23 protein-coding genes and 1 pseudogene are annotated in these 23,086 nt (G+C 63.0%); 11 read left to right on the forward strand and 13 right to left on the reverse strand.

The genetic code is table 11. The features are described 5' to 3' along the window. Positions 1–198: 198 nt before the first annotated feature. A complete protein-coding gene (locus NKJ35_RS25300) occupies positions 199–729 on the reverse strand; it encodes a hypothetical protein (RefSeq protein ID WP_352650066.1) in 531 nt (176 codons plus the stop codon). Then, entirely contained in the window at positions 722–1,330 is a 609-nt protein-coding gene (locus NKJ35_RS25305) for a CGNR zinc finger domain-containing protein (protein ID WP_352650068.1), read from the reverse strand. Before NKJ35_RS25305 ends, NKJ35_RS25300 begins: the two co-directional genes overlap by 8 nt. Before the next feature lie 138 nt (positions 1,331–1,468). Between NKJ35_RS25305 and NKJ35_RS25310 the strand changes: the two genes are divergently transcribed. The 4 genes from NKJ35_RS25310 to NKJ35_RS25325 all read left to right on the forward strand — a co-directional run bounded on the left by NKJ35_RS25310 (position 1,469) and on the right by NKJ35_RS25325 (position 5,998). Then, positions 1,469–2,374, forward strand: coding sequence for a branched-chain amino acid ABC transporter permease (locus tag NKJ35_RS25310; protein WP_352650069.1), 906 nt, complete (start codon positions 1,469–1,471; stop codon positions 2,372–2,374). A 206-nt stretch (positions 2,375–2,580) separates the two neighbouring features. After that, positions 2,581–3,165 (forward strand): TRAP transporter small permease subunit, encoded by a 585-nt coding sequence (locus tag NKJ35_RS25315; RefSeq protein WP_292658329.1) that lies wholly within the window; start codon positions 2,581–2,583, stop codon positions 3,163–3,165. Beyond that, positions 3,165–4,943, forward strand: coding sequence for a TRAP transporter large permease (locus NKJ35_RS25320; protein ID WP_352480106.1), 1,779 nt, complete (start codon positions 3,165–3,167; stop codon positions 4,941–4,943). Before NKJ35_RS25315 ends, NKJ35_RS25320 begins: the two co-directional genes overlap by 1 nt. A 32-nt stretch (positions 4,944–4,975) precedes the next feature. Next, a complete protein-coding gene (locus tag NKJ35_RS25325; protein WP_352650071.1) occupies positions 4,976–5,998 on the forward strand; it encodes a zinc-dependent alcohol dehydrogenase family protein in 1,023 nt (340 codons plus the stop codon). A 66-nt stretch (positions 5,999–6,064) separates the two neighbouring features. On the opposite strand, the gene NKJ35_RS25330 is transcribed toward NKJ35_RS25325, so the two are convergent. Further along, on the reverse strand, positions 6,065–7,174 hold the full coding sequence (locus NKJ35_RS25330) for a TRAP transporter substrate-binding protein (RefSeq protein WP_352650073.1): 1,110 nt from the start codon (positions 7,172–7,174) through the stop codon (positions 6,065–6,067). A 284-nt stretch (positions 7,175–7,458) separates the two neighbouring features. On the opposite strand from NKJ35_RS25330, the gene NKJ35_RS25335 reads away from it, so the two are divergent. Further along, complete coding sequence (locus tag NKJ35_RS25335) at positions 7,459–8,232, forward strand: gamma-glutamyl-gamma-aminobutyrate hydrolase family protein (RefSeq protein WP_352650075.1); 774 nt, start codon at positions 7,459–7,461, stop codon at positions 8,230–8,232. Positions 8,233–8,238: 6 nt separating this feature from the next. Here NKJ35_RS25335 and NKJ35_RS25340 read toward each other — a convergent pair whose 3' ends face one another. From NKJ35_RS25340 to NKJ35_RS25360, 5 genes and pseudogenes are all read right to left on the reverse strand, one after another. Beyond that, a complete protein-coding gene (locus NKJ35_RS25340) occupies positions 8,239–8,634 on the reverse strand; it encodes a hypothetical protein (RefSeq protein WP_352650076.1) in 396 nt (131 codons plus the stop codon). A 149-nt stretch (positions 8,635–8,783) separates the two neighbouring features. Then, complete coding sequence (locus tag NKJ35_RS25345) at positions 8,784–9,764, reverse strand: 2-hydroxyacid dehydrogenase (protein ID WP_352650078.1); 981 nt, start codon at positions 9,762–9,764, stop codon at positions 8,784–8,786. Further along, complete coding sequence (locus NKJ35_RS25350; RefSeq protein WP_254816382.1) at positions 9,761–10,783, reverse strand: LacI family DNA-binding transcriptional regulator; 1,023 nt, start codon at positions 10,781–10,783, stop codon at positions 9,761–9,763. Before NKJ35_RS25350 ends, NKJ35_RS25345 begins: the two co-directional genes overlap by 4 nt. Positions 10,784–10,851: 68 nt before the next feature. Further along, positions 10,852–11,737: pseudogene (locus NKJ35_RS25355) on the reverse strand (DMT family transporter). A gap of 176 nt (positions 11,738–11,913) precedes the next feature. Then, positions 11,914–12,321: a DUF2000 family protein gene (locus NKJ35_RS25360; protein WP_254816031.1), complete on the reverse strand. Its 408-nt coding sequence runs from the start codon at positions 12,319–12,321 to the stop codon at positions 11,914–11,916. A gap of 49 nt (positions 12,322–12,370) precedes the next feature. Here NKJ35_RS25360 and NKJ35_RS25365 point away from each other — a divergent pair, with 49 nt between their 5' ends. After that, positions 12,371–13,243 (forward strand): AraC family transcriptional regulator, encoded by an 873-nt coding sequence (locus NKJ35_RS25365; protein ID WP_352650080.1) that lies wholly within the window; start codon positions 12,371–12,373, stop codon positions 13,241–13,243. 1 nt (position 13,244) lies between these two features. On the opposite strand, the gene NKJ35_RS25370 is transcribed toward NKJ35_RS25365, so the two are convergent. Continuing rightward, complete coding sequence (locus NKJ35_RS25370; RefSeq protein ID WP_254816029.1) at positions 13,245–13,727, reverse strand: MarR family winged helix-turn-helix transcriptional regulator; 483 nt, start codon at positions 13,725–13,727, stop codon at positions 13,245–13,247. Between the two features lie 203 nt (positions 13,728–13,930). Then, positions 13,931–14,653 carry an intradiol ring-cleavage dioxygenase gene (locus NKJ35_RS25375; RefSeq protein ID WP_352650082.1) on the reverse strand — a complete coding sequence of 241 codons (723 nt, stop codon included), beginning with the start codon at positions 14,651–14,653 and terminating at the stop codon, positions 13,931–13,933. Positions 14,654–14,853: 200 nt separating this feature from the next. On the opposite strand from NKJ35_RS25375, the gene NKJ35_RS25380 reads away from it, so the two are divergent. Both NKJ35_RS25380 and NKJ35_RS25385 read left to right on the forward strand, forming a co-directional pair. Further along, on the forward strand, positions 14,854–15,921 hold the full coding sequence (locus NKJ35_RS25380) for a CobW family GTP-binding protein (protein ID WP_352650084.1): 1,068 nt from the start codon (positions 14,854–14,856) through the stop codon (positions 15,919–15,921). A gap of 152 nt (positions 15,922–16,073) precedes the next feature. Then, positions 16,074–17,048, forward strand: coding sequence for a WD40 repeat domain-containing protein (locus NKJ35_RS25385; RefSeq protein WP_254816026.1), 975 nt, complete (start codon positions 16,074–16,076; stop codon positions 17,046–17,048). Positions 17,049–17,056: 8 nt separating this feature from the next. Here NKJ35_RS25385 and NKJ35_RS25390 read toward each other — a convergent pair whose 3' ends face one another. Then, the gene (locus NKJ35_RS25390) at positions 17,057–17,512 is read right to left on the reverse strand and encodes a hypothetical protein (RefSeq protein ID WP_352650085.1); all 456 of its coding nucleotides are present in this window, start codon (positions 17,510–17,512) and stop codon (positions 17,057–17,059) included. Positions 17,513–17,670: 158 nt separating this feature from the next. Here NKJ35_RS25390 and NKJ35_RS25395 point away from each other — a divergent pair, with 158 nt between their 5' ends. The 3 genes from NKJ35_RS25395 to NKJ35_RS25405 all read left to right on the forward strand — a co-directional run bounded on the left by NKJ35_RS25395 (position 17,671) and on the right by NKJ35_RS25405 (position 21,299). Beyond that, positions 17,671–19,053 carry an aspartate aminotransferase family protein gene (locus tag NKJ35_RS25395; protein ID WP_352650086.1) on the forward strand — a complete coding sequence of 461 codons (1,383 nt, stop codon included), beginning with the start codon at positions 17,671–17,673 and terminating at the stop codon, positions 19,051–19,053. 14 nt (positions 19,054–19,067) lie between these two features. Then, positions 19,068–20,489, forward strand: a complete 1,422-nt coding sequence (locus NKJ35_RS25400; RefSeq protein ID WP_352650087.1) for a glutamine synthetase family protein — start codon at positions 19,068–19,070, stop codon at positions 20,487–20,489. A 132-nt stretch (positions 20,490–20,621) separates the two neighbouring features. Next, positions 20,622–21,299, forward strand: coding sequence for a UdgX family uracil-DNA binding protein (locus NKJ35_RS25405; protein ID WP_352650089.1), 678 nt, complete (start codon positions 20,622–20,624; stop codon positions 21,297–21,299). Between the two features lies 1 nt (position 21,300). On the opposite strand, the gene NKJ35_RS25410 is transcribed toward NKJ35_RS25405, so the two are convergent. Beyond that, a complete protein-coding gene (locus tag NKJ35_RS25410; protein WP_352650090.1) occupies positions 21,301–22,566 on the reverse strand; it encodes a glycerate kinase type-2 family protein in 1,266 nt (421 codons plus the stop codon). Next, positions 22,563–23,066, reverse strand: coding sequence for a heme-degrading domain-containing protein (locus NKJ35_RS25415; RefSeq protein ID WP_352650091.1), 504 nt, complete (start codon positions 23,064–23,066; stop codon positions 22,563–22,565). Before NKJ35_RS25415 ends, NKJ35_RS25410 begins: the two co-directional genes overlap by 4 nt. Positions 23,067–23,086: the final 20 nt, after the last annotated feature.

Genomic DNA, 23,086 nt, shown 5'->3' on the forward strand with positions numbered 1-23,086 from the left:
CCAGGAGATGCACGGCCAACGTCGGAGTCGAGTGCCTACAGTCTTTCTTCCCTTGCCGGGGAGGTCAAACGAAATCGAAGGTGCCAGGCGGTCCGCAACAAACGATCGGTGCGCGGCCGTGTGGCGCCACGAAACGCCTGTCGGGGAGGATGGCCGAGCACGAAAACTCCGGCGGCGGTCGGTGCCGCTGGTGACGCATCATGCAGCCTTTGGGCAACTGGGCTTCGGTTCACCGGGCAGCTTGCCGTCGACATGGCCGGCCAAGTCCTTGTTGAGCTCGTAGACTGGCCCGACCACCAGGGGCCGGTCGGGCAGGACCGACTGGTCGAGCGAGGACGTCAGAGTGGTCTCGAAACTCTGCAGCAACTGGCCGCTGGAATCCTCGATGCGGATCGACACCGCATAGGGCTTGTCCTTGACAACGCAGGTGAGCGGCGGGCTGGTGAGCGTCACATGCGGCAGCTTCGGCCATATTTTCTGGGTGACGATGATCGGATCACCACCGGCCGGGTTCTGGAAGGAGACCACGGCGACCTGCCCCTCACCCACCGGCCGCAGCGGATTGAGGGTGATGACGTAGGTGGCGATACCCAGCCGGTAGTTGAACTCGAACAGCTTCCCGGAAATGGCGAACAGCTGGTCCTTGCCGGAATCACGGCAGGCGCCGAGCGCGGCCGCCGCGAACAACGCCGCGACGACAACCATCGCGCGCGAATATTTCTTAGACATTGGTGACCTCCCTGGCCGCGGTCCGGCGTCGATAGTATCGGTTTGCCTTCTGGCGGTTGCCGCACACCGCCATGTCGCACCAGAGGCGGCTGGAATTGCGGCTTTTGTCGACAAACAGCCAGCTGCAGTTCGGACATATCCTCAGCCTGGCGATGGTGTCGCTGCGCAGCAGCGACAGCGCCGAGACCGCAAGCGCCACCTCGAAGGCGATCGGCGTTGCCGGATCGCCGAACGGTTTTCCGGGCGTGCCGATTTCGGTGTGGCCATGGGCGAGGCCATCGGCGCAGGCTTCCAGGAATTCAGGCATGTCGGCGGTGTCGATCGCACCTTTCGATACCGCGCCACGAAACAGCCGATCGGTCGTCTCGCGAATCGACAGCACCACCGGTGCGATCTTTTCAGGCGCCGGCGCTATGAGCCGCCTGCCGCCCAGCTCGGCGGCGCGAAAGCCACTCGCGGCTTCGGCAAAGCGGGCGATCTCGGCCCGATCGTCGAAACGGTCGAAAGTTTCCTCCGGATCGTTCCGCAAAACGACGGTGTTCGCCGTGTCGAGCGCCAGCATGCCACCGGTGAAGCGGTGCGGAGTCCAGGATACTGTCATATCGTGAATCTAACCGATAAATCGCGTTTGACAAGTTAGATTCCGGGTGCAACGCTCGTCAGTGGCGCGATCGCCGTATCGAGAATGTCGTTCGTCCCAAGCCCCGCCCCGATGTGGGGCATGCATCGAGGGTCTTGCATGCTCTATTTCTTCCAGCAGGTTCTGAACGGGCTGCATTCGGGCGCGCTCTACGCATTGCTTGCCTTCGGCTACGTGCTGACCAACGGCATCCTGCACCGCACCAATCTTGCCTATGGCGCGCTGTTCGCCTTTTGCGGGCATACGATGATCCTCACCGCGGCGTTCGGCTATCAGGCGCTGTGGCTGACGCTGTTTGCATCGGTCGCGCTCGGCGTAGCGGCGGCATTCCTTTATGCGGCGCTGCTCAGCCATGTCCTGTCGCGAAGCATCTTCGAACCGCTGGCCGCCCGCTCGCCCAACGCCATCGTGGTGACCACGCTCGGCATATTGCTGGTCTTGTCGGAAGCCAGCCGCATCGCCGCCGATACCCATGACCTATGGTTGCCGCCAATGCTGGCCCAGACCATCGTCTTCGCGCAGAATGCCAGCTTCAAGGCGACGTTGACACTGATTCAGTTGCTCGATTGCGCCGCCGTGCTGGCGGCTATTTCGCTGGCTGCGTGGGGGTTCACACATTCCAGCTTCGGCCGAAGCTGGCGTGCCGTATCCGACGATCCAAAGGCCGCTGCGATGTGCGGCGTCGATGTCCGCGCGGTGTTTCGGCGGGCGGTGCTTTTCGGCGGCCTTTGCGCGGCAATGGCTGGCGTGCTCGCCGCCTTCTACTACGGCAACATCAGCTTCGGCACAGGGTTGGTCTACGGGTTGAAAATCCTGTTCGTGACCGCAGTGGGCGGCTATCTCTCGCCTTTGCGGGCGGCACTGGGCGCCGCCGCTTTCGGCATGGCCGAATCGCTATGGGCCGGCTATTTCCCGCTCGAATGGCGGGACGGGTGGATGTACCTGTTCCTCGTCGCCATGCTTGTGCTGATCGGCTCCGGCCGCGACCAACAGAAGATTGCCTGAGCCGCATCCGACTTTGGTTGGATGAATGAACCACATGTCCCCTTGGACATGCAAAGGACGCGGCAGCATTTTGCCGGCGGCCGCCTCACAACTGTGTTTATGCGGGCTGTCCGATGTTGACCCGCCGAACCACGCACTGCATACCGTTGGTCCACAGCGACGCGACGGACAGGGAACCGGCGCGCTCCGACACAAGGGAGGAATGCATGGCAGGGCTTCTCGCTCTTTCCAGAGCCATTGACCGTTTGAACGAATTCATCGGCAAATGGGTTTCGTGGCTGATCCTGCTGGCGATCCTGGTAAGCGCCGCCAACGCCGTGATCCGCAAGGTGTTCGACATGTCCTCGAACGCCTGGCTGGAATTGCAATGGTATCTGTTCGGCGCCGCCTTCATGCTGGCCGCCGCCTACACTCTGAAACAGAACGACCATATCCGCATCGATATCGTCTACGGCATGTTCTCGCGCCGTGTGCAGCACTGGATAGACCTTTTCGGTCACGTCTTCTTCCTGATGCCGTTCGTGACGTTGATGGTCGTCTATTTCGTTCCCTATGTGTCGCTGTCGTATCGCAGCGGCGAGATGTCGAACAATTCCGGCGGGCTGATCATCTGGCCGGCGAAGGCGATTCTGCTGGTCGGCTTTTTTCTGCTCGCGCTGCAGGGCATTTCCGAAATCATCAAGAAAATAGCCATCATGCGCGGTCAGATGGACGATCCCACTCCGTTCATATCGGTGCATGAGCAGGCCGAGCTAGAAGCCAAGGCGCTCGTCGAAGAGGTGCGCTCGTGATCGAGTTCATCGCCCAGAACATGGCGCCGATCATGTTCGCCTCGCTGGTCGTCTTCCTGCTGATCGGCTATCCCGTCGCCTTCTCGCTCGCCGCCAACGGCCTGATGTTCTTCTTCATCGGCGTGCTTCTGTCGCCCTATTCGGGCGGCTCGATCAATCTCGCCTGGCCGTTGCTGCACGCGTTGCCGGATAATTTCTATGGCAGCCGGGTGATGTCGAACGATACGCTGCTGGCGATCCCGTTCTTCACCTTCATGGGCATCGTGCTCGAACGATCCGGCATGGCCGAAGACCTGCTCGACACGATCGGCCAGCTGTTCGGACCGGTCCGTGGTGGCCTTGCCTATGCCGTGATTTTCGTTGGCGCGCTGCTCGCCGCGACGACCGGCGTGGTGGCGGCCTCCGTCATTGCCATGGGTCTGATTTCGCTGCCGATCATGCTGCGCTACGGCTACGACCGGCGGCTGGCATCCGGCGTCATTGCCGCGTCCGGGACGCTCGCCCAGATCATCCCGCCGTCGCTGGTGCTGATCGTGCTGGCCGACCAGCTCGGCCGCTCGGTCGGCGATATGTACAAGGGGGCGCTGATCCCCGGGCTCATTTTGACCGGCATCTACATGCTCTACATCCTGCTCATGTCGATCTTCCGGCCGAAGTCGATGCCGGCCCTGCCGCTGGAGGCCCGCACGCTCGGCCACGGTGTGCTGTCGCTGCTGGCGGCGGTGCTGGCGGCGGTGGTGGTTTCCTATGCGGCGTATCGCTACCTTGCGCCGAACCATGGCGGCAACGCCGATATCCTCGGCGCCACTATTGGCGTCATCTTCATCTATGTCGTGGCGATCGTCGACCAGCGCCTGAAGATCAACCTGATGTCGAGGCTGGCACAGCAGGTGATCATCGTCCTGATCCCGCCGCTGGCGCTGATCTTCCTGGTGCTGGGCACCATCTTCCTCGGCATCGCCACGCCGACGGAAGGCGGCGCCATGGGCGCCGTCGGCGCGCTGGCAATGGCGGCGATGAAGGGGCGGCTGTCGCTCGACGTGGTCAAGCAGGCGCTGGCCTCGACGACCAGGCTGTCGTCCTTCGTTCTGTTCATCCTGATCGGCGCGCGGGTGTTCTCGCTTACCTTTTACGGGGTCAATGGCCACATCTGGGTCGAGCACCTGTTGACCTCGCTGCCGGGCGGTGAAGTCGGTTTCCTGATTGGCGTCAACATCCTCGTCTTCGTGCTCGCCTTCTTCCTCGACTTTTTCGAGCTTGCCTTCATCATCGTGCCGCTTTTGGCGCCGGCGGCCGACAAGCTCGGCATCGACCTGATCTGGTTCGGCGTGCTTTTAGGCGTCAACATGCAGACCTCCTTCATGCATCCGCCCTTCGGCTTCGCGCTGTTTTATCTGCGCTCGGTCGCCGCGCGCGTGCCCTATCTCGACCGGCTCACCGGCAAGCAGATCGCGCCGGTCACCACAGGGCAGATCTATTGGGGCGCAGTGCCCTTCGTCTGTATCCAGGTAATCATGATCGGCCTGACCATCGCTTTCCCGCAGATGGTGATGCACTACAAAGGCACCGTCGTCGATCCGGGCACCATCAACTACCAGGTGCCGGAAACGCCTGGCATCGGCTTGTCGCCGCTCGGCACGCCGCCGGCCAACGGCGGCACTGCCCCGGCCTCACCTTCCACGCCGGATTTGTCGCAGCCGCCGAGCTTCGACGAAAAGCCGCCCGCGAAGCCGGCGGCACCGGCAATCGATCTGTCGCAGCCCCCGAGTTTCAACTGAGGCGAGTTTCAACTGAGGAAGGCCCGGCAGCCATGAAGGCGGTTCGGTTGGAGCGAGTGGGCGGCCTCGCCGTGTGCGAGGTCGAGAAACCGACCGCCGGGCCGAGCGATCTGCTGGTACGGATCGAGGCGTGCGGCGTCTGCGGCACCGACAGACATCTTTTCCATGGTGAATTCCCGTGCACGCCGCCGGTGACGCTCGGGCATGAATTCTCCGGCATCGTCGAGGCGATCGGACCTGCGGTATCCGGCTTTTCGGTCGGCGACCGCGTCACCGGCGATCCCAATATTGCCTGCGGGCGCTGTGCGCATTGTCAGGCGGGCCGAGTCAATCTCTGCAGCAATCTGCGTGCCATCGGCATCCATCGCGACGGCGGCTTTGCCGAATATCTTGCCTTGCCGCAGAAACAGGCCTTCGCCTTGCCAGGCGATCTGAAGCCTACGCATGGTGCTTTCTGCGAGCCGCTCGGCTGCTGCCTGCATGGCGTGGACCTTGCCGCGATCAAACCAGGCTCGTCGGTCGCGGTGCTCGGCGGCGGCGTGATCGGCCTGCTCACCGTTCAGCTGGCAAAGCTCGCCGGTGCGACGACCATCGTCCTGTCGACGCGTCAGGCCTCGCGGCGGGCTCTTGCCGAGCAACTTGGCGCAACGGCGACGCTCGATCCCAGCGCCTTCGATGTCACCGATGCGGTCGTCGGCCGGTCGGGTTTGATGCCGGGCGGCGTCGACGTGGTGTTCGAATGCGCCGGCGTGAAAGACACTGTTGAGCAGGCGATGCGGCTGGCCAAAGCGGGCGGCACAATTGTCGTCGTCGGCGTTATGCCGCAAGGCATGAAAGCGGCGTTCGAACCGTTCGACCTGCTGTTCCGCGAATTGAAGGTCCTGGGCTCCTTCCTCAATCCCTTTACCCATCGCCGGGCCGCCGATCTTATCGCTTCGGGGGCTATCGAGGTAGACCGGCTGATATCGCGGCAGGTCACGCTTGAAGAGTCAGCTGCAGTGATCGCCAATCCGCCTGCGCCAGGCGAGGTCAAGGTTCTGGTGGTGCCCGGCTGATCGCAAACGGAATGCGCTGCGGCGCCAGCGTCCCGAAGGAACGCCGGCGCCGCAGAGCAGCAAGGTTCAGAGCTTGCTGTTGCGCTGCTGGACCATCATGAAGGTGTCGTAGTTGTACTCGGCCACCTGCGCCCAGAGATAATGCTCCTTGCGGAACGCCTTGATCGAGTCCCAGATCTTCTTGAACGGCGCGTTCGAGGCTTCCATCTCGGCATAGACCTCGTTGGCCTTTTCGAAGCAGGCGGCCATGATCTCCTGGCTGAACGGACTCAACTTGGCGCCGCCGGCAACCAGCCGCTTCACCGCCGCCGGGTTGAGGTAGTCGTATTTCTGCAGCATGTTGGCATCGGCCGCTTGGGCGGCAGTGTGCACCAGCGACTTGTAAGCCGGCGAAAGTTCGTCGTATTTCGCCTTGTTGAACATCAGATGGACGGTCGGTCCACCTTCCCACCAGCCGGGATAGTAGTAATAGGGCGCAACCTTGTAGAAGCCGAGCTTCTCGTCATCATAAGGGCCAACCCATTCGGCGGCATCGATCGTGCCCTTTTCCAGCGCCGGATAAATGTCGCCACCGGCGATCTGCTGCGGAACCACGCCGAGCCTTTGCACCACTTTGCCGGCAAAACCGCCGATACGCATCTTGAGGCCGGAAAGGTCGGCAACCGTTTTGATCTCCTTGCGAAACCAGCCGCCCATCTGCACGCCGGTATTGCCGCCCGGCAGCCCGAACAGACCCTGCGTCGCCAGGAACTCGTTGAACAGATCGATGCCGCCGCCATGATAGTGCCAGGCATTGATGCCGCGCGCGTTGAGCGAAAACGGAACCGCCGCTCCCAGCGCCCAGGTCGGGTCCTTGCCCCAGTAATAGTATGCCACAGTATGGCAGGCCTCGACCGTGCCGGCTGTGGTGGCATCGGCGGCCTGCAGGCCGGGAACGAGTTCACCGGAGGCGAAGACCTGGACCTGGAAGTTGCCGTCGGTCGCCTCCGACAGCATCTTGGAAAACACTTCGGCACCGCCATAGATCGTATCGAGCGACTTCGGGAAGGACGACGCCAGCCGCCAGGTCACTTTCGGATTGGACTGGGCGATGGCCGGCGCAGCAAGTGCCGCGGCAGCGGCCGCAGCGCCGAAACCGGTGGTGCCGGCCTTGCGGATGAACGAACGACGATCCATGAAGTTCCTCCCTTTTGAATCAACTGACCGACATTCGGGACGCTTCGGCGCCCGGATCGGCTTCGAGCCGACAATACACAGGCAAGGAGTCGAGTCCAGCGCGGCAGCCCGGTTTGAGTGGCGCATTTCGGGGAAATTCACGGCGTTGGGCCAGATCTTGCAACTATAGTCTAAGGTCGATTAACTGGCCTACGCGACACGCCGAAACTTGCCATGGAAATGCGCCTTTGGATCGCCTATTTTGCAGGCAGATAATTCGTTGCACCCGATGGTATCCGGACCAAATGCACCAGCCGCTCGTCGCCATATCGACCGACGTCCGCCAGTTCGACAATTACACCTGGCATGCCGCGCCGCAGCAATATCTTGAAGCAGCGCTTTCGGGGGCAGGCGTGTTCCCGCTGCTGGTACCGTCCTTCGGCGACCGGCTCGACTTCGATGAACTGCTTTCCGCCGTCGACGGCGTCATGGTCACCGGTTCGAAGTCCAACGTTCATCCCTCGCTCTACGGCGGTGACGCCAGTGAAGCCAATGGTCCCTACGACCCCGCCCGCGACGCCACCACGCTGCCGCTGATCCGCAGGGCGGTGGAGCGCGGAGTACCGCTGCTCGCGATCTGCCGCGGCATCCAGGAGATGAATGTGGCGCTGGGTGGCACGCTGGCCACTGAAATCCAGGAACGCGCCGGCTCGCTCGATCATCGTGCGCCGGCAAGCGACAATCAGGACGAACGCTTCGCCATCCGCCAGAGCGTGTCGATAAAACCCGGCAGCTGCCTGGCCGGGGTCTTCGGCGCCGGGGACATCATGGTCAATTCGGTGCATCGCCAGGCTGTTGACCGGCTTGGCCCAAAGCTGCAGGTCGAAGCGGTCGCCGCCGACGGCACTGTCGAGGCGGTCTCGGTGCGCGATGCACGGGCTTTCGCCGTCGGCGTCCAGTGGCATCCCGAATACTGGGTCAAATCGGACAGCGTCTCGGTAAAGATATTTCGCGCTTTCGGCGATGCCGTGCGGCTGCATCAGGCGGCGAAATCGGGGGCGCGCGCTGCGGCAGAATAGCGCTCGTCAGTTGCCGGCCGACGCCAGCGTCAGCAGCGGCAGCGCCGGCGCGTAGGATTCGTAACCGTCGCCATCGGCGACCGAGAACATGACGATCGGATCGGTGCCGTTGGCGCTGAATGTGACCGTGCCGTCATCCTGCTCTCGCCAGAACTTCGCCTGCTCGACACCGGGCAACACCTGGCGGCAATTCGCGGCGACCGTCAACAGCGACAGACCTTGCGAAATCTCGGCGCCACGGGTGACCGCACAAGACGCCTCGTCACCATGGGCTACCAGCCTGTAGGTGCTGGACGAAGGTGCTGGCTCACTGGCTGCGCGGCTTTGACCGCTACCGGCGTAAAACAGCTGGACGCTGCCTAACAGCGCAGCAATCGCCATCAATGCGGGAAGCGTTTTCATCCTGTTTCTCCGCGCATTTCAAGCGCGCCGTGTTCGATGTCATCAGGAGGCGCGCTTCATCTTGCCGTCACGTGCTGTCAAGGGGACATACACTAGCCAAGGAGGCAGAATGATTCCGAAGGGTTAAGCTGAAGTTAACAATAGGGCGGTCACGGCCTCGCCTTGACGTTTGCCGTCTCCGGCACCGGCGTCAGCGCCTTGCGCTGAGAAAACCACGAGACCAGATTGTCGACGCACAGGTCCGCCATCGCGCGGCGGGTGTGCTGCGAGGCCGAGCCGACATGAGGCAAAAGCGAGGTGTTGGGCGCGGCAAGCAACGCCGCAGGCACGTTCGGCTCGTCGGCAAAAACGTCTAGCCCGGCAGCGGCGATGCTGCCGCCGGCAAGTGCGGCGGCAAGAGCTGGTTCGTCGACCGTGCTGCCCCGGCCGATATTGACGAAGACGCCGTTCGGCCCCAGAGCCGAGAGGATTTCGGCATTGACGGCCTTGTCCGTCGAGGCCCCGCCGGGCGCCACCGAGATCAGCGTGTCGACCGCCTCGGCGAGACCTTTCAGCGTCGGGTGATAGTCATAGGACAGGCCTTCGACGCGGCGCCGGTTGTGATAGGCGATGGGCAGTCCGAAAGCATCGAGCCGGCGGGCAATGGCGAGTCCGATGCGGCCCATGCCGAAGATGCCGACACGGCGACCGCGCAAAGTCAGCCGGCTCAGTGGATAGTTGCCGTTGCGCAGCCAACTTCCGTCGCGCAGCCAGGCCTCGGCGCGCGGCAGTTCGCGGATGGTATTGATCAACAGGCCGAGCGCCGTGTCGGCGACCTCTTCGGTCAGCACATCCGGTGTGTTGGTGACCATGATGCCGCGCCGTGCGGCGTGGTGGACATCGACCGAATCATAGCCGACGCCGAAATTGGCGATAATCTCGAGCTTTGGCAGCGCGTCCATCAACGCGGCGCTTATGCCGCCAAAGGCGGCTATGCCGCGCACCGTAAGGCGCATCTCGTCGGTGACCAGCGACGGATCGGCGCGTTCGATCCGGACGCGGCTGAACGCCCCGTCGATGCGGCCGACCGCATGGTCGTTGAACTGGCCCGGCACCAGAATGGCAACAGCTTGCTGGTCGGTTTTTGTCATGCACGTTCCACCGGTTTGCCGGTCGACTGGCGCACATGCAGTTCCGGCTTGATCAGTTCCTGCGACGGCCGCACCGTCTGTCCGTTGAGTTTGTCGAGCAGCGCGCTGGCAGCGCGGCGGCCAACCTCACGCTGGCCGTTCCAGACCGTGGTTAGCGCCGGCGTCGCGATCGCCGCCTCCTCGAGGTCGTCATAGCCAGTGACCGAAATGTCGATGCCCGGCACCAGACCAGCGCGGGCAATGCCGTTCATCAGGCCGATGGCGACGAGGTCGTTCCAGCAGCAGGCCGCGGTCGGCCTGTCCTTTAGCGCCAGGAACTGCCCGGCAGCCTCGAAGCCGGCCTGCTTGGTGCGCGGGCCGGCGATGCGCCAGGACGGCCTGACCTCAAGCCCCGCCGCCTCCATGGCGTTGACATATCCCTGATAGCGGTCGCGGCCGGTCGACGTCTGATCGGTACCGCCGATCATTGCGATGCGCTTGTGGCCAAGCGAGATCAGATGGTTGGTGGCAAGCCCGGTGCCATAGGCATCGTCGCCGCGAAACACCGGCACGTCGGCACCTTCGACGGTGCGTGCAATCAGCACTGCCGGGAGACCGTTCTCCTCGGCCATGAATATGTCTTCGGGCGGCGTGCCGATGGCCGGCGACATGATGACCCCGTCAGCGCCGAGCTGCAGAAGCGTGTCGATGAAAGTGCGTTGTTTCTCGAGCTGGTCGTAGTGGTTCGACAGGATGAAGGTTTGCCGGCTGCGGTCGAGCTCGCTCTCTATCGAACGCAATATCTCGGCAAAGAACGGGTTCATGATGTCGTGGACGACGACGCCGACTATGCCCGAGCGCGAGGTGCGCAGGCTGGCGGCGCGGCGGTTGTAGATATAGCCGATGGCGCGGGCATGTTCCTTGATGCGGTCGCGGGTGCCGCCGGCGACCAGCGGGCTGTCGCGCAAGGCCAGCGAGACCGTGGCCGTGGACACGCCGAGCGCATCCGCGATGGTCGAAAGCTTGATCTTCTGTGCCAGCGCCCTGGGCTCCCGAAGCAATTTAAACTGTTTAAAGGCCGGCTCTTATGCCATCGATTCCGAGCAAATCAAAGTTTTTTTGCCAGCGCTTCCGCCTCCGCGTCCAGCGTCGCGCGGTTGCGCAAACGAAGCCGGTGCTCACGGTGAACGATGTAGAGGCCGCTGGCGACGATGACTGTGGCACCGACCAGCGTCCAGCGATCGGGAAACTGGTTGAAGACGATCAGGCCGGAGATGATCATCCCAGATCATCTGCGAATAGGGGTAGGGAGCCAGGGCCGTGGTGGTGGCAAGGCGATAGGCCTGCACAAGAAGCCAATGACCGATGGCGCCGAAGACGCCAAGCATCAGCAATATGAACCAGTGCCAGCCATCCTGCGGCAGCGAAGGCGAAAACGGCAGTGTCGGCAAAAGCAGCACGGCCGGCGCCAGCGCCGAAAACAGGATGAGGCTTTCGGAGGTTTCCGTAGCCGACATGCGGCGCGTCATGATGACGTAGAAACTGTTCGACAGCATCGAGCCGAGCGCAAAGAGATGGCCGACGCCAAAAACGCCGACGCCCGGCCGGGTGATGATGAGGACGCCGACAAAGCCGCTCATGATCGCCAGCCAGCGCCGCCAGCCGGCCCATTCGCCGAGCAACGGACCGGCAAGCGCGGTGATCACCATCGGGCCGAAGAAGTAGATCGAGGTGGTTTCCGCCAGTTGCAGCGTCCGCAGCGCCAGAATGTTGAACATCGTCGATCCGAACAGGAGCAGACCGCGCGTGATGTGCGCCGGCAGGTTGGCGGGACGAAAGCGCAGCGGCTCACGCCATCCGCGCAGAAACACGCCGACGATCAGCACATGGACCGCGAAGCGGGTCCAGGCGACGATCAGCGCCGAGACGCCGGCCAGGACAAGGTACTTGCTGCTGGTGTCGAGGAAGGTGAAAAACACATAGACGGAAAGCATGCACAGGATCGCCGCCGGCGATGTCGCGCTTTCGTCATGTCTTGGGGGAGCATTCAATTTCAGGCCGGACGGGAAGCAAGGCAGTCCTTCACCCATGCGGGAATTGTCGCCTGCGGGCAAGCCAAAAGAGACTGACACAAGGTCAGGCTCAGGTTTTGTTGCTGGTGGCCGGCGAGTCAGGCGTGCATGCGGGCGCCCTTGGTGATCTTGTCGACGAGTTTCTTTTCGGCGCGAAGCGCGATGCCGACCACCTTGGCATCCTCCGGCGCAAATTCGGCAAAGACGGCACGGTTGGCCAGATCATAACCAGTCGAAAACATTTCCTCGACATAGAGCGATACCGTCACACCACGCTCCAGCGCCCGCCGCTGGATCGCGCCGAGCGTCTGGCCGTCCGCCGAAAGCACGATGACCGGCTGGATCGACAGCGGGTTGTAGATATTGCCGGCGCGATCACGGTAGGGGTCGCCGATAATGTCGGGAAATTGCGCGACGATGCCGCTGGTCAGAAAGGCGGTGACATTGAGCTTTTGCCAGACGGGAAGATCATCCTTGAGCACGATTGCAAATTTCGTATCGAACATGCGACAGTTCCAATCCGAAAGGGGCCAATCCGAGGCTGCGAGAAAAGCGATGCCGCACGACCTAGACGGGGAAGCCTTTCAGGGTCTTGGACGTTTGTGCGTGGATGCAGCCGAAAACTGCATCGTACCGGCACCCCGTGCTGCCGGCATGGAACGCATCGAGGCCCGGTTCCACGGCAACGCCTTCGATCTCCATCGCCACGACACCTATGCGATCGGGGTGACGCTTTATGGCGTGCAGCGCTTCAGCTATCGCGGCCAAATGCATCAGAGCCTGCCTGGCCAGATCATTATCCTTCATCCAGACGAACTGCACGATGGCGGTGCCGGCACCGAAGACGGCTTGCGATACAGAATGCTCTATTTGGAGCCGTCCCTGATGCTCGACTGTCTCGGCGGCGGATCACTGCCGTTCGTGAGGAATGCCGTGGTGACAGACCGCGATCTCCGCGCGACGCTGCTTTCGGCGCTCGGGCCGCTGGATCAGCAACTGGACGACCTATTTGTCGTCGATTTCATGACGCAGCTTATGCAAAGCCTGGCCCGGCACGCCGGTCAGCCGGCGAAACCGGTAGCGAAAACGGCGTGGCGCGCCGCCAACCTGGCGCGCGGCTACCTGGAGGAAAATGTCGCGCGGATTGTACGTTCAGACGAATTGGAGGCGATAACCGGATTGGACCGTTATGCCCTGTCGCGGCATTTTCGCGCGACCTTCTCGACCAGCCCGCACCGGTTCCTGTTGATGCGCCGGCTTCAGCGAGCCCGTCGGATGATCGAAGCCGACGAGCCGCTGGCGCAAATCGCCATCGCAGCCGGCTTCAGTGATCAAAGCCATTTCAATCGGCATTTCAAGAAGGCGTTCGGCGTCACACCGGGACGCTGGTCGGCACTGACGCGGCGGCCGTCAGCGGCGAACGCGTGAGCTATTCAAGCATCTTGTCTTCGATATCCAGTTCGTCATCCGGGAGCACCATTTCGCCGTTCGACAGGTTCGCCTCGACGCGGGCAAGCAGCTTGAACAGCGCTTTCTGATCCTTCTTGTCGAGACCCTTCAATGCCTGCTTTTCGGTCTTCTTCACCGACTTCTCGATGGCGTGGATGATTTCGCGGCCGGTGTCGGTGAGGAAAATATGCGCCTGGCGGGCATCGGCGGAAGAGGCGCGCTTTTCCAGAAAACCCTGCGCCTGCAGCCGGTTGATGGTCTTGGTGATGGTCGGCGGACGCACGCCGAGGCGGCCGGCAAGGTTGCCGGGCGTCTGCCCGTCCTCGCGGTCGAGCGCCAGCATGATCTGGTCCTGGCCGGCATAGAAACCATGCGCCAGAAGCCGGGCGGCGAGCGCCGTGCGCGCCAGCCGCGCCGCCGAATGCAGCCGGCTCATTGTTGCAGTCTTGTCCGCCTTGGCCATGCTCATCCCTCCTCGGCCGAACCGGAGCGGACAGCATGGAAGCAGGCCGCCGGTTGGCAATGACGATCGAAAACATTCCGGCTCGGAAAATAGCTTTGCCGGCAAGCTTCGCGGTGTTCGCCGTGGCTAATGCCAGATGTTTATTTCAGTTAGATGACAAACGACTTTCCGCAATGGCTGGATGGGAACGTGACGAGGCGCTCTCAACCGGCCTTCACCGCGACCACCATCAAGGCCTGAAAGGCGTCCGCCATTTCCCGCAGCGCTGCCTGCGACAGCAGCCCGGCCTGCCGCGCAATGCCGTCCCGCGCGTTCGATGTATCGCGTTTGCCCGGGCGATCTTTATAGGGCGCGACGGTGGCGAATATCTGCTCGCTGAGGCTGTCGGGGAAGAACATCTGGCCGGTCATTACCGAGTGGTCATCGGGGAAGATCTTGAAATGGATGTGGGTGGTGCGGCCGCGATACCAGCCGGGATAGATGGTGGCGAAAGAAGCGATGCCGCTTTCATCGGTTCTCTGCCAGCCCCGCAGAAAGCTCTGGCCGGACGTGTCGATATCCTGCCCGTCGCCCTGTCCGGGATAGCCGGAATAGGCGCCCTGGGCGTCGCAATGCCAGATGTCGACGCGTGCGCCGGGAAGCGACCGGCAGGCGGCGTCGACGATTTGCAGCCGCACATTGAGGGCGATGCCCTTCTTGCCCTCGGTGATATCGGCGCGTTCGAGCTTCGGGTCGAAATAGAACGGCCCTTCGGTGACCTCGGGCGTGATGGCGCAGACGCCGGCACCGGCTTCGAACAAGGTAAGCCCGGCATAGGGCGAAACCTTCCCGGCCCTTGCACCGGCGGGCAGGAATATGCCGCCAGCGGTAACCGCAACGAGACGGAGCGCCTGCCGACGGCTTAGTGGCAAGGACTTGTCGGACATCTGGCGTCTCTTCAATGCGAACAGCCCTCGTGAAATGACCTTTTGCCTATCTAAGCCCACCGCCAACCCGCGCCAATGAAAGTTCGGCAATGTGAGGAAAGTTCGGCAATACCAGCCTCTCTTTGGTCCACCGGTTTGGCTGGTGCAAAAGCCGAGCACACATCCTATATGGAGCCGACAATCCCTATTCGAGGCACAATATGAGCGACGCACAGACGCAGATCCCCGTAACCGTCCTCACCGGCTATCTTGGCGCCGGCAAGACGACACTGCTCAACCGCATCCTTTCGGAAAACCATGGCAAGCGCTACGCGGTCATCGTCAATGAATTCGGCGAGATCGGCATCGACAACGAGCTGATCGTGGAATCCGACGAGGAAATCTACGAGATGAACAATGGCTGCGTCTGCTGCACCGTGCGCGGCGACCTGATCCGCGTCGTCGAAGGCCTGATGCGCCGGCCCGGCCGCTTCGACGCCATCGTCGTCGAGACCACAGGCCTCGCCGATCCCGTGCCGGTAGCACAAACCTTCTTCATGGACGACGACGTGCGTTCCAAGACCAGGCTCGATGCGGTGGTGGCGCTGGTCGACGCCAAGCACCTGCCGCTGCGCCTCAAGGATTCCCGCGAGGCCGAGGACCAGATCGCCTTTGCCGACGTCGTCGTGCTCAACAAGACCGATCTCGTCACCCCCGAAGAGCTGAGCAAGGTTGAGGCAACGATCCGCGCCATCAACCCGGCGGCACGCATCCATCGCACCACGCGCGCCAGCGTGGCGCTGTCCGAGGTGCTGGATCGCGGTGCGTTCGACCTGTCCCGAGCGCTGGAGAACGATCCGCACTTCCTCGAGGCGCATGACGATCACGACCATCATGATCATGATCATGACCACCACCACCATGATCACGACGGCCATGATCACCACGATCATGACGGCCATCATCATGCGCACCCTTCCGACATCCATGACGTGACCGTGCAGTCGGTGTCGCTGCGCGGTGGCGAGATGGACCCGAAAAAGTTCTTCCCGTGGATCGAGAAGGTCACCCAGATGGAAGGCCCGAACATCCTGCGGCTGAAAGGGATCATCGCGCTGAAAGGCGATGACGAGCGCTATGTCATCCAGGGCGTGCACATGATCATCGAGGGCGACCACCAGCGCGCCTGGAAGGACGGCGAGAAACACGAGAGCCGGCTGGTGTTCATCGGACGCGAACTCGATGCCGAGCGGCTGAAGACAAGCTTCGAGGCCTGCCAGGCCGCTTGATTTAGCTACCTTCTTCCTTTTCCCCCTTGTGGGAGGAGGGGCAGCCGCAACGCTGGCGCTCTCTACTCACGACGATCCGAAGCACGGGTTGAGACGGGCAGCTCAACCCCTTAAGGGTGAGGTAGCAGAAACCTCGGACGGAACTATCTCTCATGCCCACAGTCGCCCCGCTCGATCTCGAAGGCCACTGCCTCGCCGCCGTGTTCCTCGGCGACGTGCCGCACTTTGCGCTGGCTGACGGCACAATCCATCGGCTCGACCACGGCCACAAGACGGTGCAGGCCAATGACGGGATGCTCGCCGCCTTCCATGATGCGGCGAACGACCGGCTGATCACCGGTGGTGAGGACGGCAGGATCTTTGGCGTGACCGCTGGCGGCAATACCGCGGAATTGGCGACCGCAGGCAAAAAATGGATCACCAGCGTCGCCGCCGGGCCGCAAGGCGCTGTTGCCTATGCTTCGGGCAAGATTGCCTATGTGCGCTTTGCCGACGGCAAAACCAGGGAATTCTCGCATCCGCGCTCGGTCGAGGGGCTGGCCTTCTCGCCCAAGGGCATGCGCTTCGGCGTTGCCCGCTACAATGGCGCGACGCTGCATTTCCCGGCCGCCGACGGCAAGCCGGTCGAACTCGAATGGGCCGGTGCCCACACCGGCATCACCTTCTCGCCGGACGGCGGCTTCGTCGTCACCACCATGCAGGAAAACGCGCTGCATGGCTGGAAGCTTGCCGACGGCAAGCACATGCGGATGTCCGGCTACCCCGGCAAGGTCAAAAGCCTGTCGTGGAGCGCCAAGGGCAAATGGCTGGCGAGTTCCGGCGCGCCGGCGGCGATCGTCTGGCCGTTTTCGGGCAAGGACGGGCCGATGGGCAAGGCGCCGCTGGAACTCGGCACGCGCGGCAATGCGATGGTCACCTCCGTCGCCTGTCACCCGAGCCAGGACGTCGTTGCTGTCGGCTATGATGACGGCATGGTGATGGCGGTGCGCTTCGCCGACGCCAGGGAAGTGCTGTTGCGCCGGCCGGGCAAGGGCGCCGTCACCTCGATGATGTGGGACAGGCAAGAGCGCCGCGTCGCCTTTGGCAGCGCCGCGGGTGACTGCGGCGTCATCGATATTTCGGCGTAGCCTGTTACTTACTCGGCTCCGCAAGATACTTTGCCGGTCAATTCATCCGGTTTGCCGTCCTTTTCGGCATCAGCCGTAACATCATAGATTGAGAGCAAGTAGCGGCCGTCATAGACGCCTTCGTCGCTGGCCTTGGTCAGGATCGCCAGTTCGACATAGCCATAGGCGTTTTCGACCTGCCGTTCGTGGTAGACAAGCAGCCGCAGTTCCTTGTTGTCGAGCCAATATTGCGTGAGGTTCTGATCCCCGAACACCGTCTTGCGCAGACTGTCGGCAGCCGGCCTGCCCAGAATTTCGAGCTCGCCGCTAAAATTGAAGGTCGGCCCGCCCATGCCTCTGGTGACCCCGGCACCGACCTGAAATTTGACGGCTGCATCCTCGACGGAACACCAGATGCCGCCCGACGCCAGAGCCGCACCAACCGACGACAGCAGCGTTGCTGCGCAGACGATCGCCCGCACCATCTTGTCCCCTCCGGCCGAAGTACCATTGGCGCCCGAAGGCGGCTCGCGGTCAAGCGCCTGTTTCCATTTAAATGACCGCTGACCCAACACAGGGCAGCCGCCCGGCCAATTGCGGTGGCGGATGCCGATTGTCTAAACTGCGATTGAGAGGGGCCGCCATGAACGTCATCGACCATGCAAAGACTTCCATCGGCGGCATCGGCCCGGCCCGGATCGCCGAGTTGTACGAGATCGAGGCAGAAGTCTTCCGCCAGGCGCGGCCGAAATCGATGGCCATAATCGGCAATGGCTTGCCCGGCTTCTTCGGCGGCGTGCCGATGCACTGGATGAATGACTGGCCGACGCCTTTCCCGATTCTGGTCGACAGCGCCAGGGGCGCCACGATCACCGACATCGACGGCAACCGACTGGACGATTTCTGTCTTGGCGACACCGGCTCGATGTTCGGCCATTCGCCGCCGCCGGTCGCCCGCGCCATCCGCCGGCAGGCCGGACGCGGCCTGACCTATATGCTGCCCAGCGAAGACGCACTGGCCATCGGGCCGCTGCTGAAACAGCGGTTCGGCCTGCCTTTCTGGCAGATCGCAACGACGGCGACCGACGCCAACCGCTTTGCGTTACGCGTTGCCCGCGCCGTCACCAGCCGCGAGAAGATTCTGGTCTTCAACGGCTGCTATCACGGCTCGGTCGACGAGACTATGGTGCGGCTGATCGACGGCAGACCGGTCAACCGGCCGGGATTGGCCGGCGAGTTCCGCGACCTGACACGGGCAACTGATGTCGTCGAGTTCAACGATCTGCCGGCGCTCGACGCGGCACTCCGGGGCAACGATGTCGCCTGCGTCATCACCGAGCCGGTGCTGACCAACTCCTGCATGGTGCTGCCCGAAGCCGGCTTTCATGATGGGTTGCGGCGTCTTACTCGTGCGACCGGCACGCTGCTGCTAATCGACGAGACGCATACCACCTCGACCGGTCCCGGCGGCTATACGAGAAAATTCGGGCTGGAGCCTGATCTGTTCGTGCTCGGCAAGCCGATCGCCGGCGGCGTGCCGGCCAGTGTGTGGGGGATGAGCGAGGACGTCGCGACCCGCTATGCCGCCTATAACAGGGTGAAGGAACCGGGCTATTCAGGCATGGGGACGACACTGTCGGGCAATCCGCTGCAATTCGCGGCGATGCGCGCCACATTGGAAGAGGTGATGACCGACGAGGCCTACGGCCATATGGATCATCTGGCGCGGCGGCTCGACGCCGGACTGACCGCCGTCATCGACCGCTACCGGCTGCCCTGGCATGTCTCACGTGTCGGCGCCCGCGTCGAGTTCATCTGCGCGCCCGGCCCGCTGAGGAATGGCGGCCAAGCGGAAGCAGCCCATGCGCCCGAACTCGAAGCGGCGATCCATGTCGCGCTGGTCAATCGCGGCGTGTTGATCGCGCCGTTCCACAACATGATGCTGATCTCCCCGGCCACGAGTGCGGCCCAGGTGAACCGGCTGATCACCGCCTTCGCGGCGGTTGCGGCCAGGCTCACGGCGTGAGACAAGCTTGCGACATGAGAGAAGCACGCAAGCCAGATTTGAGTTCCATCGTGACGTCACCTTCGGGTTCCACGCCCGCAGAGGCGCGAGCCTTTCTCGAGGCCCATCCCGAGATCGAAGCCTTGGATATCGTGCTGACCGACGCCAACGGTGTCGGGCGCGGCAAGATCGTGCGCCGGCACGAACTGATGAGCATCTTCGAGAACGGCCGGCACATGCCGATCTCGATCCTCGGCCTCGATATCACCGGCGAGGATGTGCACGAGACCGGGCTGATCTGGACGACTGGCGACGGCGATCTCCGGGCATGGCCGATCCCTGGCACGCTGGTGCCGCTGTTCGGCACCCAGCCGCCGCGCGGCCAGGTGCTGATGGCGATGTACCATCTCGACGGCCAGCCAATGTCGTCCGACCCGCGGTTGGCGCTCGCCCGCCAGGTAGATATCCTTGCGGCCAAGGGCCTGCATCCGGCCGGCGCCTTCGAGCTCGAATTCTTCCTGCTCGCCAACGAGCGCGATGCCGAAGGCAAGGTGCAGCCGGCGCACGCGGTGCTCGACGGACGCCGCTCGGCCAAGACGGAGGTCTATTCCGTCGATCATCTGCACGGCATGGAGCCGCTGTTTTCCGACATCTATGCTGCAGCCAAGGTGCAAGGCATCCCGGCCGAGACGGTCATTTCCGAATATGCGCCGGGCCAGTACGAATTGACGCTCAACTACCGCAAGGATGTGATGCGGGCGGCTGACGATCTCGTCATGCTCAAGCGTCTGGTGCGGGCGCAGGCGCGCCGTCATGGTGTCACCGCTTGCTTCATGGCCAAGCCGATCGAGAAATATGCCGGCTCGGGCATGCATTTTCATGTATCGCTGCTGGACGATGCCGGCAAGAATGTCTTTGCCGAAACGGGCGGTGAAAGCTGGTCGCTGCCGCTGCTGCGCGGCCTCGGCGGACTGATCCAGACGATGGCGGAATCGATGCTGGTCTTTGCGCCGCACGCCAACTCGTGGCGGCGCTTCGTCTCGCAATCCTATGCGCCGGTGGCGCCGACCTGGGGCGTCAACAACCGTTCGGTGGCACTGCGTGTGCCGGCCGGCGATACCAAGAACCGGCGCATCGAACACCGGCCGTCGGGCGTCGACGCGAATCCTTACCTGGTGGCAGCAACGGTGCTGGCAGGCATCGTCAAAGGCCTTGACGAAGGCCTCGACCCCGGTCCCGAAACCACAGGCAATGGCTACGAATCGGCTATCACGCGCACGACGATGCCGGTCGACTGGCGTGCCGCGATCGAGGCGGCAAGGGCGTCGAGTTTCCTCAAGGGCGCATTGGGCGAAGACCTGCACCGGACGTTCGTGGCAATCAAGCAGTCGGAATATCTGCGCGTCGCGCGCACGGTCAGCGAACTGGATTATCACCTCTATCTGCACGAGGTGTAGGGCATCACATCGTCGGCCATCCGCCGTCGAAGGCCCATGCGGAATAATTTCAGCGGAACCTTCGGCGGGCTTTGCTCATTGCGTGTCTGATTGCAGGAGCGAACAAGGCCGCCTTTAGTCATGATCGCCAGGATGCAGACAACCCCGACGCCGGACCATGCAAAGGTGCAGGCAAGAAGCTTGCCTGCAAGCAAGTCTCCGGAAACGACAGAAATCGACGCCAGAACGATTCCTGAACTGCGCGAAACGGCCAAGATCTGCCGCCGCTGTCCGCTATGGCACGACGCCACGCAGACCGTGTTCGGTGAAGGCCCTGATAAAGCCAAGGTGATCTTCGTTGGCGAACAGCCGGGCGACCAGGAGGATCTGGCGGGCAAGCCTTTCGTCGGCCCGGCCGGCAAGGTGTTCGACGCGATCTTGGACGATGCGGGCGTCGATCGGCTGAAAGTCTACGTCACCAACGCCGTCAAGCATTTCAAGTTCGAGCCGCGCGGCAAGCGGCGCATCCACTCGAAGCCCAACGCCGGCGAGGTGCAGGCTTGCCGCTGGTGGCTCGACAAGGAGATCGATCTGATCAAGCCCAATCTGGCGGTAGCGCTCGGCGCAACGGCGGCGCAGGCGCTGCTCGGCAAGGTGGTGCCGATCATGAAGATGCGCGGGGCGGTGGTGGAGCGCGACGATGGCTTGCGTGTCTTCGTCACCATCCACCCGTCCTTCATCCTGCGCATTCGCGAGCCGGCGGATAAGCAGGCAGAACGCGACCGGTTCCTGCAGGATATGAGAGCGGTGAAAAAGCTGATGGCCGCCTGAGCTATTTGATCAATATCGCCCGGAAATCGTTGACGTTTGTGCCGGTCGGACCGGATACGAAAAGGTCGTCTACGGCATTGAATGCCGTCCAGGCGTTGTTGCCGGCAAGCATGGCCTTGGCATCGACGCCCGCCTTACGCATCCGCGACACCGTCGAGCCGTCAGCGAAGGCGCCGGCATTGTCTTCCGAACCGTCTATGCCGTCGGTGTCGGCGGCCAGTGCGTGGACGCCCGCCATGCCGCTGATGCCGATGGCGAAGGCGAGCAGGAATTCCGAGTTGCGACCGCCTTTGCCTTTTGCGCGCAAGGTCACCGTCGTCTCGCCGCCGGACAGGATCAGAACCGGTTTTGCAAACGGCCGGTTGCGCGTCGCCACTTCGCGCGCGATCGCGGCGTGGACGCCGCCGACCTCACGCGCCTCGCCTTCGATGGAATCGGAGAGAATGACCGCCTGAATGCCTTGGCGCTTCGCTTCGGCCGCTGCGGCTTCCAGCGAGACGCCGGCGGAAGCGATCAGATGCACCTCGTTGCGGATAAAACGCGGGTCGTCCGGACGTGGCGCATCGGCCGCCGGCGAATTGATATGCGCCATGACCGAAACCGGCAGGTTCATGCCATAGGCAGCAATCGAGGCCAATGCGTCCTTACGACTGCCTATATCCGGTACGGTCGGACCAGAAGCGACCAGAGCCGGATCGTCGCCCGGAATGTCAGAAACAACCAGCGAGACCACCTTGGCTGGATATGCGGCGGCCGCCAGCCTGCCGCCCTTGATCGTGGAAAGATGTTTGCGGATGGTGTTCATCGCGGCGATCGGCGCGCCGGAGGCGAGCAGCGCCTCGCTGACGGCGATCTCGTCGGCCAGCGTCAGGCCTTCGGCAGGTGACGGCAGCAGCGCCGAGCCGCCGCCCGAAATGAGCGCCACGACGAGGTCGTCCGCAGTCAGTCCCTGGACTTTTTCGAGCAGCCGCCGGGAAGCTGCGAGCCCCGCGGCATCCGGCACCGGATGCGCCGCCTCGATGATCTCGATGCGCCGGCAGGCCGCGCCATAGCCGTAGCGGGTGACGACCAGCCCTTCGATCGGCCCGTCCCACACCTTCTCGAAAGCCGCCGCCATCTGCGCCGAGCCTTTTCCTGCACCGATGACGATCGTGCGGCCCTTCGGCCTTGCCGGCAGATGATCCTTGATCGTCCTCTGGGGATCGGCGGCGGCAACGGCGGCGTTGAAGATCGAAATGAGAAAGGACTTGGGGTCTACCTCTGTCATTTTGCTTCCGCCGGCAATGCCAGCTCGCGCGCGTCGATGCGGAGATGCTCACACAGCGCATCGACGACCACGCCATGGTCCTCACGCTCCGGCAGGCCGGAGACGGCGATCACGCCGATGACGCCGGCGCCCTTGACAGAGATGGGAAAGCCGCCGCCGGCCAGCACGTAGTCGGCAATATCCAGTCCCTCGCCTGGCTTGAAGCTGCGGTCGGGGCGCTGCTGCTCCAGCACCATGCGGTAGGTGCTTTTCAGGAACCGCCGCACCACGTTGATCTTGCGCCGCGCCCAATCCGGATTGGAAGCGTTCGAGCCGGGCATCGCCGCATAGAACAGCGGCCGGTCGAAGGTTCTGATATCGACGATGATCGGCAGGTTTTCCTTGAGAGCCCGGTCGCGGATCGCCGAGCCGATCTCGAAAGCGACGGCTTCATCGAAGCCCGAAAAGACAAGCGTGGCTTCCTGTTTCGTGATCAGAGCGATGTCGTCCGCAACGGCCATGTCGTTCCCCTGTCAACTTC

It is taken from the genome of Mesorhizobium sp. M0136 (genome assembly GCF_040322515.1).
Classification (GTDB): Bacteria; Pseudomonadota; Alphaproteobacteria; order Rhizobiales; family Rhizobiaceae; genus Mesorhizobium.